The following is a 12360-nucleotide window of genomic DNA, read 5'->3' on the forward strand; positions in this document are numbered from 1 at the left end:
ATCACGACGCCCGCGCCGAGGGGTGGGTGGTGAACCACAAGAAGATCCAACGCCTGTGGCGTGACGAAGGGCTCCGGGTCCCGCAGCGGCGTCGACGCAAGCGCGTCGGGTCCTCGACCGTCGACGCGCCGACGGCGGACGCGCCGAACGTGGTGTGGGCGGTGGACTTCCAGTTCGACGCCGACGAGCACGGACGACCGATCAAGATCTGCTCGATCGTCGACGAACACACCCGGGAGTGCATCGGCGGGCTCGTGGAGCGCTCGATTACCGCCGACCGACTCACCGCCCACCTCGAGGACCTCGTCGCCGCCCGGGGCGCCCCGGCGGTGCTCAGGTCGGACAACGGGCCGGAGTTCATCAGCGAGGCGATGGCCGACTGGGCCGGCACCCGCACCGGCCTGTCCTACATCCCTCCGGGCTCGCCGTGGCGCAACGGGTACGTCGAGTCGTTCAACAGCCGGATCCGCGACGAGTGCCTCAACATCAACAGCTTCTACTCGCTGCTGCACGCACAGGTCATCATCGGCGACTGGAAGGACGAGTACAACCACCACCGCCGGCACTCCTCGCTCGGCTACCTAACCCCAGCCGAGTACGCTCGGCAGTGCACCCATCAAATGGAAACCGGCGACTCACAGAACGTCCGGACCGAATGAAGGGGGCGGCTCAGGAGGGGGGACGCTGGTCCATGAGCCGAGCGCAGCTTCCCTGCCGACAGGCCACCAGGGGCCCTGCGGGGCACGTCCAGGCAGGTATACCCCTTTACACGCCCCGCCCGCCCACGAGACCATCACGTCAGAGACGGTGTGAATCGCAGCGCTAAATGGCGTGGTTTTTGTAACGCTTTAAGGCCTGCTAATCAGGTGGGTGATCGGATCTGAGCTTTCCGCAGACGACAGGTTCTACGTCCGGCTGACGGCGGGTTTCATAGGCACCCCTGGCGCAACAAACGTTTTGTCGTGAAATCCTAGACCCCGCCCTAGAGGGCCTGTGGTTGAAGAGTCGGTCTTACGATGGACAATGGTCCAAACCAGCGACACCAGTGCGCACTGTTCGTGCTGTGGGCGGCGTCTGCCGTTGAGCAGGTTGCACGCGTTGGCGGATGGCGCGGCTTACGTCTGCCGGCGGTGCGGCTTATGGATTGCGGTCCGTCGTCGCTGAGTGATTCCGTTGAAACGTCTGGTTGTGGATGTGCCGATGATCAAAGGTAGCTACAGATGACTTCGGCATTGCACTGAGCGGGGTCGCCGGCCGCCGCGGTTCCGTGAAGGCCGGCAACGGTTTCTCTGAGCGCGGTGAGTTCGGCGATGTGCCTGTCCAGGTTCGTCAGGTGCTCGGCAAGCTGATCACGCACGTGGCCGCACGGCGCCGTGCCAGCATCCCGGATTTGGAGGATGTCGAGGATTTCGGCCAGAGTGAGGCCGGCAACTTGGCTGCGCCGGATGAATTCAAGCCTGACGATCGTGTCCTCTGGATAGTCGCGGTAGCCGTTGGTGGCTCGGTCGGCCTGCGGCAGGAGCCCTCGCTCCTCGTAAAACCTCAAGGCCTTGGTCGTCACGCCGGAGGCCGCCGCTACTTCACCGATACGCATGCTTCACCTCGTTCTCGAAAGACTCCGTAATCTTCCATTTTGCTGGAAGATCACGAAGGTGATGGGGGTCTTTGTGGTGTGCCAATTCCTTCGTGCTCCCGCCTGTACGTTTCTCGACCCGGTTAGGGGGTGAGGTCGAGTTGTTCGAGGGCGACCTGGTAGGCCTCGTGGTAGGTCGGGAATTGGGCGACCTGGTCCAGGAGCGTGTCGATCGGCAGTTGCGTGCGGATGGCGAGGGAGGCGTGGTGGATCCACTCTCCGGCCATGGGGCCGACGGCCCAGGCTCCGATGAGGATCTTCCGGTCGGCGTCGGCGAGTAGGCCGAGGTGCCCGCGGGGGTCCTGCTCGTAGGTCCAGGGTCGGGCGATGGCGTCGGCGAGGTCCAGTTCCGTGGCGATGGTGCGGATGCCCTGCTTCGTTGCCTGTTCCTGGGTTAGTCCGGCGCCGGCGATTTCGGGGTCGGTGAATACGACACGCGGTATGCCGTCGTAGGTGGCCGGGTGGGGTCGGCCGAGGATGGCGTCGGCGGCGATCCGGCCTTGGTACTTCGCGACGTGGGTGAAAGGCATGATGCCGGTGACGTCGCCGATGGCCCACGTGTTTTCGCCGGCGCGGCAGTGGTCGTCGATCTGGATTTCTCCGTGGTCGCCGAGGGTTACGCCAGCGTGTTCGAAGCCGAGTCCTTCGGTGCGTGGTGTGCGGCCGGTACCGAAGATCACGACGTCTGCTGCCACCTCACCGGCTGGATCGCCGTCGCGTGTCTGAAGCTCGATGATGCTGTCGGCTCCCTCGCGCCGCGCCTGGACGGCGGAGGTGGCCAGCCGGATGTCGATGCCGGCCTCCTGCAGGTACTGGTGGGCAAGTTCCCCCACCCGGGGCCCTTCGCGGTCCAGTAACCTCTCGCCGCAGTGGATCAGGGTGATGGCCACTCCGAAGCGGGCCAGGAACGTCGCGGTTTCCACGCCGACGGCGCTGCCGCCGATGATGACCGCCCGCTCGGGGAGCGTGCTGGTGGTGTAGGTTTCACGGTTCGTCCAGGCCGTGATCTGGTCGATGCCGTCCAACGGTGGGATCACGGCGTCGGAGCCGGTGGCGATAATGATGTGCTCGGCTGTGATCTCGCGGTCTCCAGCCTGGATCCGGCCCGGTCCGGTAATCCGAGCTTCGTCCTTGATCACCACGGCGCCCTCTTTGATGTACCCGTCGACCTGTGCCTGGTCATCGAGGTTCCGGATCATGTAGTCCCGGTACTTTGCAGTGGCAGCCCAGTCCAGTTCGGCGCCGGAGACACCGGCGGCCCGTTGAACTTCCGTGCGCGCTTCCGGCGGCCGCAGGACGGTCTTGGAAGGGATACACGCCCAGTAGGCGCATTCCCCGCCGATTAGTTCCCGCTCGAAGACCACGACGTTCTTCCCGGCTTTCAGAAGCCGGTCGGCCGCGACCTCCCCGCCTGGGCCCAGACCGAGGACGGCAACATCGAAATGTTCACTCATGAGAATTTCTCCTTCAGATTCAGCGGATCTTTCCCGGCTCTTTCCGGTCCTTCGTCAACATCTCGCACCGGCCCCGGCCCGCCTCCTGCACCGGTACTGAACCCGTGCAAGCCCTCCAGTTGCCAGTGGTGGTCCGGCGGGTAGTGGTGGGTGGTCGGTTGGTTCAGCAGGCGCAGCTTTGGACGCCGTTGCTTACCTGGTCGGTGGCGGGTCCTGGTGTGTGGGTGAGCATCTTCTCAGCCATGGAGGATCCGAGTTCGTAGGCCTCTTTGACAGGCATGATGGTGCCGCCGGGGTGGGTTTCGAGCCAGGGCGCTGCGTCGTCGGGTGAGGCGAAGAAGTGGACCTGGTTGCAGAACGATGAGCGGACGGAGCTGATGTCCTCCGGGTTCACCAGGGACACCACGGCGGTGGCCGGCTCCACGCTGGTGACACCCATCGCTGTGACAGCCACCCGTACCGGGGTGCCTGTGGCCTGATGTGAGGATTCGATACGCGCGGATGCGCCCAGCAGGGTCGGGAAGATCAGGGTGTCCAGCGCGCACCAGGTGTAGAGTTGCTCACCGTTTACCTCGAACCGGTGCTGCGTGGGGCGCTGCGTCAGGCCCTGCCCGATGATCCGCCCGGACCCGTCGTACTCCGTGTCGCCCATCGCCTTGAGGGCAGTGCGGACTTCCTCCCCGGCACGGCCGGTCGCCGCGGCGAGGTCGCTCACGTCGACCGGGTCGCCCAGGGCGAGGAGTTTCAGTAGGGGCATCCACAGCCAGGGCTCCATCCCCGTCTCGTTGGACGCAAGCCGGTCAGTGACCTCGCTGATGTTGTTCATCGCGGTCGTTCCTTTCAAGGCATGGTGTGTCAGTGTTCGGCGATCGGTGGTTCAGGTGTTCAGGCGGCGCAGCAGGAAAGTTTGGAGACATCCGTCTTGAAGGACTGGGCAACGATCTTGATGCCCTCGGCCATGGTCAGGTACGGGCTCCAGAGGTTCGCGACCTGATCGACGGTCATCCCGGCCTGCAGGATGTACACGCCTGTTGCAGCGAGGTCGCCGGCTTCCTTCGCGACGGCGGTGATACCGACGATCCTGCCGGTGTCGGCGTCTGCGACCATCTTGATGAATCCGCGGGTGTCCCGGTTCACCACGGCGCGGGGTATGTATTCCAGCGGTACAACCCGGCATTCGCACCTGATCCCGGCGTCTCTTGCCTGCTTGTCGGTCATGCCGACAACCGCGAGGTTAGGGCTGGTGAACGTGACGCGGGGCAGGTGGCTGTAGTCCACGGCGCGGCCGGCGTCGCTGAAGGCGTTGTCGACCATCAGGGTGCCGTGGGATGCGGCGACGTACACGTATTCGGGGTGCCCGGTCACGTCCCCCGCAGCCCAAACGCGTGGGTTAGAGCTCACCAGGGTGTTCTCGACGACGACTTCCCCCTTGTCCCCGGTCTTCACGCTCACCCCGGCCAGGTTTAGCCCGTCGGTGACCGGGCGCCGACCCGTGGCGATGAGGACCTTGGAGGCCCGGAGGGTTTCGCGCCCGCCGGCGATGTCGGCCTGGGCGGCAATGCCGCCGTCCGTGTCCTGGGTGATGGAGGAGACGGTGGAGCGGCGGATGACCCGGATGCCCTCGTTGGCGAAGACGCTCATCAATGCCCTGGATGCTTCGGGTTCCTCACCCGATGCCAGGCGAGAGCGCACCAGCATGGTGACCTTCGAGCCGAGGCGGGCGAAGAGTTGGGCCTGTTCCAGGGCGACGTACCCGCCGCCGATGACCAGCAAGGACTCGGGTACCTCGTCGAGTTCCATGGCCGTGGTCGATGTCAGGTAATCGACCGTGTCCAGACCATTGATCGGTGCGGCCCACGGGGTGGAGCCGGTCGCGACCAGATAGTGGGCGGCCGTGATCGTCTCCCTGGTCCCGTCCTGCGCGGTGACCTCCAGCGCAGGGTCCGCGGCGGTGCCGGTGAATACAGCATTGCCGTGGCGCAGCTCCCACCCGTAGTCCGCGACGAGGTCCACGTACTTATCGGAGCGCACGTTCTCCACCAAGGCGCGCTTTCCCGCGATGAGTGCTTCCATGTCCACGGGTCCCGCGGTGGCGGTGAGGCCGGGGAACCTGCCGGCGTCCTGGGCGGTGTGGCGTGCCTCGGCTGCGGCGAGCAGAGCCTTGGAGGGGATGCATCCGGTGTTCACGCAGGTCCCGCCCACGGTCCCGCGTTCGATCATGACGACCCGTTTGTCGAGGTTCGTTGCCCTGATCGCGGCAGCGAACGCGCCACCACCGGAACCGATGATCGCCAGATCGAAATGCGGTACTGCCTCGTTCATGCGAATCTCCCTACACTGCCATCGGGCACCGGTTCATTGCGTGACGGCAGAAGCTGATGGCTGGTTTTCCAGTGGTTGATCTTCAGTCTGCACCTTCCCCTACGGGGGAAGGTCAAGGGTTCTCTGAACGGACGACGGGCTGGGGGCCCTCGAGGTGGTCGAGGCCGGTCCAGGCGATGTCTTCAAGCGGCCCGTAGGCGGGCGAGGTCGTTCCGGCGCGGCAGGCGTACTCCCACTCGGCCTCGGTGGGCAATCGGTACCCGTCAGCGCTCGTGTTCCAGGTAACGGAGCGTCCGTCCCCAGCACGCGTGTAGGCCGGCTGCAGCTCTTCGGCATTGGATAGCTCGTTGCAGAGGTTGATGGTCTCGAACCATGTCAGAGGCGTGAGCGGGCGTCCGGTGCTCCGGTCATGGAGGGGGTGCACTGCCATCTCGAAGGGCTCCAGTTCCACATCCCGTGTGGTCCCGCGGCGGGCGTCGCGCAGGGTGATTTTTCCCGAAGACAGGGTGGCCATGGAGGGCTGGTTCATGGTGTCAGCGTCGCACACGGGCTGACTGGAGAACTATGACCCCTAGTCGATCAAGGTTCAAATGTCAATACCTAAGTGACTCATGGTCGCATGAAACATATTTGCGCGTTTGTGAAATCTTCGCTGCATCTCGACAGCTGCATCCCGGCACCTCAGTGCAGAGTCCATCCCAGGGTCAGCGTTGACCACCTCGCCCCTGCAGTAGACTCCTGAACACTGTTCAGCCCGTCGGGCACTCGCCATGCGCCCCGCGCCTCGGCTGAGCGCCCCCTCGCACTCGCTTCCGCACCAGGAGTCCCTCCATGAGCACTTCCGTGCCCTCGTCCCACGACGGCCACGTCCGCCCCGCGGCCACCACGACGGCGGACCGCCCCGCCGACGCCGGCCGCCCCCGTCGCGGTTCCGCCGGCGGCAGCCTCGCGCGCATCGCCGTCATGACCGCGTTGATGGCCGTCCTCGGTCTGGTGCCGCCGATCGCCGTCGCCGGTGTGCCCGCCCCGATCGTGCTGCAGAACATCGCCGTGATCCTGGCCGGCGTGATCCTCGGCCCGTGGCGCGGGGCCGCCTCGATGGCGCTGTTCGCCGGCCTCGTGGCGCTCGGCCTGCCGCTGCTCAGCGGCGGCCGGGGCGGCCTGGGCGTGTTCGCCGGCCCGACGGCCGGCTTCATCCTCGGCTGGATCCCGTCCGCGCTGATCGTCGGCCTGATCTTCTGGGCCCTCACCTCCCGGGCCCGCCCCGGCCTCGGTGCCGGACGGGTCGCGCTCGGGGCGGCCGTCGCCGGGCTGATCGGCGGCGTCGTGATGGTCTACTTCTTCGGCGTGCTCGGCTTCGTGGGGATCGCCGGGATGGAGTTCGGCGCCGCCGTCCTCTCCATGGCCCCGTTCGTGCCCGGTGACCTGATCAAGCTCGTCGTGGCCGTCATCCTCGTCGTCGGCCTGTGGAAGGCCTACCCCCGCGCCTTCCGATGAGCGCGGACCGTTCCGTCACCCTCACGGGCGTCCGCGTCGAGGCCGACGGCCCCGAGGGCGTCGTCGTGCTCCTCGACGGCGTGGACCTCACCCTCACCGCCCCGCGTGTGGCGGTGATCGGGGAGAACGGCTCCGGCAAGTCCACGCTGGCCCGCGCGATCGCCGGGCTGGCCGACGTCGTCGCCGGGGAGGTGACCGTGCACGGGGTGGACGCCGTCCGGGACGTGAAGGCGCTGCGCCGCACCGTCGGCTTCGTGTTCGCGGACCCGGCCGCGCAGATGGTCATGCCCACCGTCCGGGAGGACGTGGAGCTGACCGTGAAGTCGCTCCGGGACGACGCCGGCCGCCGCCTGACCAAGGACGACGTCGCCGCGCGCGTGGCCGCGGCGCTTGAGGAGCACCGGCTCACCGCGCTCGCGGACCGGGCGTGCCTGTCCCTGTCCTCGGGACAGGCGCAGCGGCTGGCGATGTGCTCGGTGATGACCGCCGGGCCGTCCCTGGTGATCGCCGACGAGCCGACTTCCCTGCTGGACGGCCGGCACCGGTGGATCGTGGCCGACCGGCTGCTGGCCGCCGACCCCTCGGCCCCGGACGGGTTCCAGCTGCTGCTGGTGACCCACGACCTCGAGCTGGCCCGTGCGTGCGACGAGGCCGTGTGGATCCACGGCGGCCGTGTGGAGCGGACCGGCCCGGCCGAGGACGTGGTCGAGGCGTACGAGCGCTTCCTGGACCACGCCGTGGCGGCGGAGCTGCGCTGATGCTCTCCCTGTACATCCGCGGCGACTCGCCCCTGCACCGCGCCCGCGCCGGCCTCAAGACGGGCCTGTTCGCGGTGTGGGTGCTGGCCCTGACCCTGCTGCCGCTGTCCCTGTGGACGGCGGGCGCCGCCGTCGTGGGTGCCGTGACCGCGTATCTCGTGGGCTTCGGGCTGCGGCGCGGGGCGGCGATGATCGCCTCCGACCTGCGCGCCCTGTGGCTGTTCTACGTGGTCCTGTTCGCGGCGCAGTGGATCTTCACCGACGCGTTCGCGGCCGGACTCATGGTGGCGCGCGTGCTCGGGCTCGTGCTCACCGCGCAGGTGTTGACGCGCACCACCCGGATCGCGGACATGACCGGGGTGGCCGAGGCGGTGCTGCGGCCGGTCGAGCGGATCCCGTGGGCGGGGCCGCGCCTGGCGCGGGCGGGGTTCCGCGCCGACCGCGTGGGCCTGGCGATGGGCCTGGTGCTCTCCTCGATCGGCCACCTGCGGGCGCTGGCCGAGCAGATCCGGCATGCGCAGGCCGCCCGCGGGGTGCGGATGGCGCCGTGGGCCTGGGCGCTGCCGCTGCTGGTGCTCAGCTTCAAGCACGCGGACGACGTCGGGGACGCCCTGGCCGCCCGCGGCATCGACTAGAGCTGCCCGCCCTTCCGCGTTGGGGGCGGAACTCGGCGGTATTCGGGGTGGGGATCCCCGAGTTCCGCCCCCGGACCGCGTGGGGTGGCGGGCCGGCTCAGAGGGGGCCGTCCAGGGGCAGACGGTCGCGGTCGTAGGTGATCTCGGTGAAGCCGTGGGGCACGGGCTTGCCGTCCTCGCCCAGGGACACGAACACGATCTTGTCGATGGTCAGGATCATCTCGCCGGTCACGATGTTCCGCACCTTCGCCCGCATGGTCAGGGACGTGCGCCCGAACTCGGTGGCGCGCAGGCCCATCTCGATCATGTCGCCCTGCTTCGCCGAGGCCAGGAAGTTGATCTCCGAGATCAGCTTCGTCACGCACCGCGGGTTGCCCAGCTGCAGGGTCGCGTAGATGGCCGCCTCCTCGTCGACCCAGCGCAGCAGCGAGCCGCCGAAGAGGGTGTTGTTCGCGTTGAGGTCCTCCGGCTTGACCCACTTGCGGGTGCGGAAGTTGACGTCGTCGTGGGCGGCGCGGTCGGCCGAACGGGTGAAGAGCGTGGAGTCCATGGCTCAACGGTAGAGCGACGGCGACGCCGGCACGAGGGAGGGCGCCCGATGCGCAGACGTGCTCGACCGGGCCGTAGGGTCGCCGGAAGGGATCCGCAACGGAGCACACAGGAGGGACCCGACCGATGACCATCCGCCCCCACCCCGACCCCGCCGCACCCGACGCCACCTGGCGCGATGTGCCGGTGGTCGGCTTCACGGTCGCCGCCGGCATCGCCGTCCTGTTCTGCCTGGTCTGGCTGCTCCGGGACGGGCTCACCACCGACTACACGTGGGGGCTGCTGCTGGCCCCGGTGCTCATGGGCGTGGCCGGGGTGGCGGTGATGGTCCTCTGGGAGCGGCTCCTCGTCCGCGTCCCGCGGCTGGCCGCCACGCTGGTGGCCGGCGGCGCCCTCCTGGCCTTCGTGCTGGTGCTCGCCTGGTGGCTCGTGGAGGTGAACGCGCCGACGCACCTGTTCACCGGGAGCACGTTCTGGCTGCTCGCCGTCGCCCCGGTCTGCGCGGGCCTCGCCTGGCTCGCGCACCGGCTGCTCCCGGCGGCCCGCCGGCCCGTGGGGGAGCCCCCCGCCGCCCTCGACGACGACGCCTGGGCCCGCCGCCTCGCCGGCGTCCTGCGGCTGCGCAAGGACCTGCCCGACGCGCGGGTGGCCGAGATCGTCCGTGACGCGCGGGCCCGCGGGGCCGCGGCCGGGCGCCCGCTGGCCGAGGAGCTCGGCTCCCCGGAGTCGTACGCCGTGGGCTTCCGCAAGGACCGGGTCGCCGCGCCCCGCCGGCGGGCCTGGGCGGTCACCGCGCTCGTGCTGCTCATCCTGGCCACCCGTCTCCCGGGCGTGGTGGCCGGGGAGCGGCTCAGCGCGTGGGACGTCGCGTACCTGTTGGTCGCCGTCGTCGTGCTGGTGTGGACGTGGCTCGACTACCGGGCCGCCGTGCGTCGCGCCCGCCGCTGAGGGGTCTCAGGCCCCCGCGGCGGCCAGCACCCTCGCCACGTGCCGGCGGTGCACCTGGTGGATGACCTCGATCAGTCCGCACCCGAGCGCGGCGACCACCAGCGCGGCCACGAGCACGTCCGTGGGCGGGACCTCCATCCGGTGGTACCAGCGGGAGGCCGGCACCAGCACGACGGCGGCCAGCACCGCGTACATCGCCAGGATGAGGACCACCACGCGCGCGCTCAGCGGCCGGGACATCACGCTGAGCACCCACAGGCCCAGCAGGGTCAGGGTGATCATGAACGCGGCCTGCTGGCGGGCCAGGTCGACGTCGCCGGCGGTGAGGCGCACGTACGTCTGCAAGGCCACCATGGACAGCAGGATCACCGCGCCGGAGGGGATCGCGAACCGCAGCGCCCGCCCCAGGAAGCCGGGCACATAGCGGCGCGGGTTCGGCAGCAGGGCGAGGAAGAACGTGGGCGCGCCGATCATGATGAAGTCCACGGTGGAGGCCTGCCGCGGCAGCAGCGGGAACTGCCACGCGAACAGGGAGAACACCACGCCGAACAGCAGCGCGTACGTCGTCTTCGTCAGGTAGATGTGGGCGAGCCGCTCCATGTTCGCGATCACCTGGCGGCCCTCGCCGAGCACGCGCGGCAGGCGGTCGAAGCGCCCGTCCAGCAGCACCATCCGGGACACCGCCTTGGTGGCCGGGGCCGCGTTGCCCATGGCGATGCCCAGGTCCGCGGTCTTCAGGGCCAGGGCGTCGTTCACGCCGTCGCCGGTCATGGCCACCACGTGCCCGCGCGACTGCAGCGCCTGCACCATCGCCTTCTTCTGGTCCGGGCTGACGCGGCCGAACACGTCGTGCTCGGCCATCACGGCGGCGAGCTCCCCGGGCTCGTCCGGCAGGGTGCGCCCGTCGTAGGCCTGGCCCGCCACCTCGAGGCCCACCTCGCGGGCCACGGCGGCCACGGTGCGCGGGCTGTCCCCGGAGATCACCACGGTCCGCACGCCCTGGGCGTGGAAGTAGTCGAGGGTCTCGGCGGCGTCCGGGCGCACGTTCTCGCGGAACGTCACGACGGCGACCGGGACGCCTCCGGCGGGCAGCGCCTCCCCGATCAGGGGCTCGTCCGTGCGGGCCAGCAGCAGCACGCGGCGGCCGGCGTCCGCGTCGGCGTGGACCTGGGCGCGGACGGCCTCGGCGGCATCGGGGCCGAGGTGCCACTCGTCCACGAGAGCCTCGGGCGCACCGAGCAGCCACGTGCCGGCCGCCGCCCCGGCCTCGGGGCCGAACGCGACCGCCGACCACCGGCGCGCGGAGGAGAACGCCACCTGGGCCACGGGGTCCACCGCCGGGACGGCCGTGAAGGGCTCGCGCAGGGCCGCCGCGGTGGGGTTCACGTCCGGGTCCGCGCCGAACCAGGCGAGCACGGCCCGAGGCCCATCGCCGACCTCGGCCGGGGCGCCGTCGTCGTGGGCGTCCGGGGACGCGTCTGCCGAGGCGGGCGCGGTGAGCCGGTCGAACCGGACGCCGCCCTCGGTGAGGGTGCCGGTCTTGTCCAGGCAGACGGTGTCCACGCGGGCCAGGACCTCCACGGCGGGCTGCTCCTGGATGAGGACCTCCTGCTGGGCCAGCTTGAGCGCGGCCACGGCGAACGCGATGGTCGTCATGAGCGCCAGGCCCTGCGGGATCATGCTGGTCACCGCCGCCACGGACGCGATCAGCGCGGGCTCCAGGGCGGCCTCGCGCGGCTGGGAGAGGGCGAGGGACCAGCCGCCGACGGCCGTCATCTGACCGTGCACGATCACCGCGATGATCGGCACCAGGGCGATCGTCAGCCAGCGGGCCACCTTCTCCAGGGCGCCGCGCAGCTCCGAGTGGATGGCGGAGTAGCGGCGGGCCTCGGCGCTCAGCCGGGCGGCGTGCGAGGCCGAGCCCACCGCCGTCGCGCGCACCAGGCCCGCGCCGGCCACGACGGCCGAGCCCGAGAGCACGGCGTCCCCGGGGGTCTTGGGCACGGGGTCGTTCTCGCCGGTGAGCAGCGCCTCGTCCATGTCCAGGCCGTCCGAGACGAGGACCTCGCCGTCCACGGGCACCTGGTCGCCGCGGCGCAGCACCACGACGTCGTCCCGCACGATCTGCGCCATCGGCAGGGGCACGCGCGCCCCGTCCCGGATGACGACGACGTCGTCCTGGTGCAGCAGCGCGATCCGGTCCAGCTTCCGCTTGGCCGAGTACTCCTGGACCACGCCGATCACCACGTTGGCCACGGCCGCCAGCGAGAACAGCAGGTCCAGCCAGCGGCCCATCAGGATCACGACGACGGCGCACAGCGCGATCGCCAGGTTGAACAGCGTGAACACGTGCACGCGCAGGATCTGACCCAGCGAGCGGGACGTGTCCCGCGACTGCACGTTGACCAGGCCCGCGGCCTCCCGCTCGGCGACCTCGGCGGCGGTGAGCCCGGTGATCCCCGCCGCGCCGGTGAACCCCAGGCCCGTCCCGCTCTCGGGGGCGGACGGGTGCGCGGACGCAGGGGAGGGGGAGGCCATGGCACAGAATCTACCCAGCCGGCGCG

12 protein-coding genes are annotated in these 12360 nt (G+C 69.6%); 5 read left to right on the forward strand and 7 right to left on the reverse strand.

The genetic code is table 11. The features are described 5' to 3' along the window. Positions 1–659, forward strand: a 659-nt coding sequence (locus ABIB16_RS09640) for an IS3 family transposase (protein WP_354436239.1), incomplete at its 5' end; no start/stop codon positions are given. A 545-nt stretch (positions 660–1204) separates the two neighbouring features. Here the strand turns inward: ABIB16_RS09640 and ABIB16_RS09645 are convergent. From ABIB16_RS09645 to ABIB16_RS09665, 5 genes are all read right to left on the reverse strand, one after another. Next, positions 1205–1594, reverse strand: coding sequence for a heavy metal-responsive transcriptional regulator (locus ABIB16_RS09645; RefSeq protein WP_036334145.1), 390 nt, complete (start codon positions 1592–1594; stop codon positions 1205–1207). Between the two features lie 122 nt (positions 1595–1716). Then, positions 1717–3087, reverse strand: coding sequence for a dihydrolipoyl dehydrogenase family protein (locus tag ABIB16_RS09650; RefSeq protein ID WP_036336637.1), 1371 nt, complete (start codon positions 3085–3087; stop codon positions 1717–1719). A gap of 163 nt (positions 3088–3250) precedes the next feature. Further along, complete coding sequence (merB, locus tag ABIB16_RS09655; protein WP_036336638.1) at positions 3251–3913, reverse strand: organomercurial lyase MerB; 663 nt, start codon at positions 3911–3913, stop codon at positions 3251–3253. Between the two features lie 59 nt (positions 3914–3972). After that, the gene (gene merA / locus ABIB16_RS09660; RefSeq protein WP_354436240.1) at positions 3973–5409 is read right to left on the reverse strand and encodes a mercury(II) reductase; all 1437 of its coding nucleotides are present in this window, start codon (positions 5407–5409) and stop codon (positions 3973–3975) included. A gap of 112 nt (positions 5410–5521) precedes the next feature. After that, entirely contained in the window at positions 5522–5938 is a 417-nt protein-coding gene (locus ABIB16_RS09665) for an SUMF1/EgtB/PvdO family nonheme iron enzyme (RefSeq protein WP_227448837.1), read from the reverse strand. A gap of 302 nt (positions 5939–6240) precedes the next feature. Between ABIB16_RS09665 and ABIB16_RS09670 the strand changes: the two genes are divergently transcribed. From ABIB16_RS09670 to ABIB16_RS09680, 3 genes are read left to right on the forward strand one after another with little or no spacing between them, the layout of a single operon-like run. Next, entirely contained in the window at positions 6241–6906 is a 666-nt protein-coding gene (locus tag ABIB16_RS09670; protein WP_101963387.1) for a biotin transporter BioY, read from the forward strand. Continuing rightward, positions 6903–7664 carry an energy-coupling factor ABC transporter ATP-binding protein gene (locus ABIB16_RS09675; RefSeq protein WP_354436241.1) on the forward strand — a complete coding sequence of 254 codons (762 nt, stop codon included), beginning with the start codon at positions 6903–6905 and terminating at the stop codon, positions 7662–7664. Before ABIB16_RS09670 ends, ABIB16_RS09675 begins: the two co-directional genes overlap by 4 nt. Then, a complete protein-coding gene (locus tag ABIB16_RS09680; protein WP_354436242.1) occupies positions 7664–8299 on the forward strand; it encodes an energy-coupling factor transporter transmembrane component T family protein in 636 nt (211 codons plus the stop codon). Before ABIB16_RS09675 ends, ABIB16_RS09680 begins: the two co-directional genes overlap by 1 nt. Before the next feature lie 97 nt (positions 8300–8396). Here ABIB16_RS09680 and ABIB16_RS09685 read toward each other — a convergent pair whose 3' ends face one another. Beyond that, positions 8397–8849 carry an acyl-CoA thioesterase gene (locus tag ABIB16_RS09685; RefSeq protein WP_010080066.1) on the reverse strand — a complete coding sequence of 151 codons (453 nt, stop codon included), beginning with the start codon at positions 8847–8849 and terminating at the stop codon, positions 8397–8399. 125 nt (positions 8850–8974) lie between these two features. Between ABIB16_RS09685 and ABIB16_RS09690 the strand changes: the two genes are divergently transcribed. Beyond that, the gene (locus tag ABIB16_RS09690) at positions 8975–9796 is read left to right on the forward strand and encodes a hypothetical protein (protein ID WP_354436243.1); all 822 of its coding nucleotides are present in this window, start codon (positions 8975–8977) and stop codon (positions 9794–9796) included. Positions 9797–9802: 6 nt separating this feature from the next. Here ABIB16_RS09690 and ABIB16_RS09695 read toward each other — a convergent pair whose 3' ends face one another. Continuing rightward, the gene (locus ABIB16_RS09695; RefSeq protein ID WP_354436244.1) at positions 9803–12334 is read right to left on the reverse strand and encodes an HAD-IC family P-type ATPase; all 2532 of its coding nucleotides are present in this window, start codon (positions 12332–12334) and stop codon (positions 9803–9805) included. Positions 12335–12360 lie beyond the last annotated feature (26 nt).

Source organism: Micrococcus sp. UYEF5 (genome assembly GCF_040546065.1).
Taxonomy (GTDB): Bacteria; Actinomycetota; Actinomycetes; order Actinomycetales; family Micrococcaceae; genus Micrococcus; species Micrococcus luteus.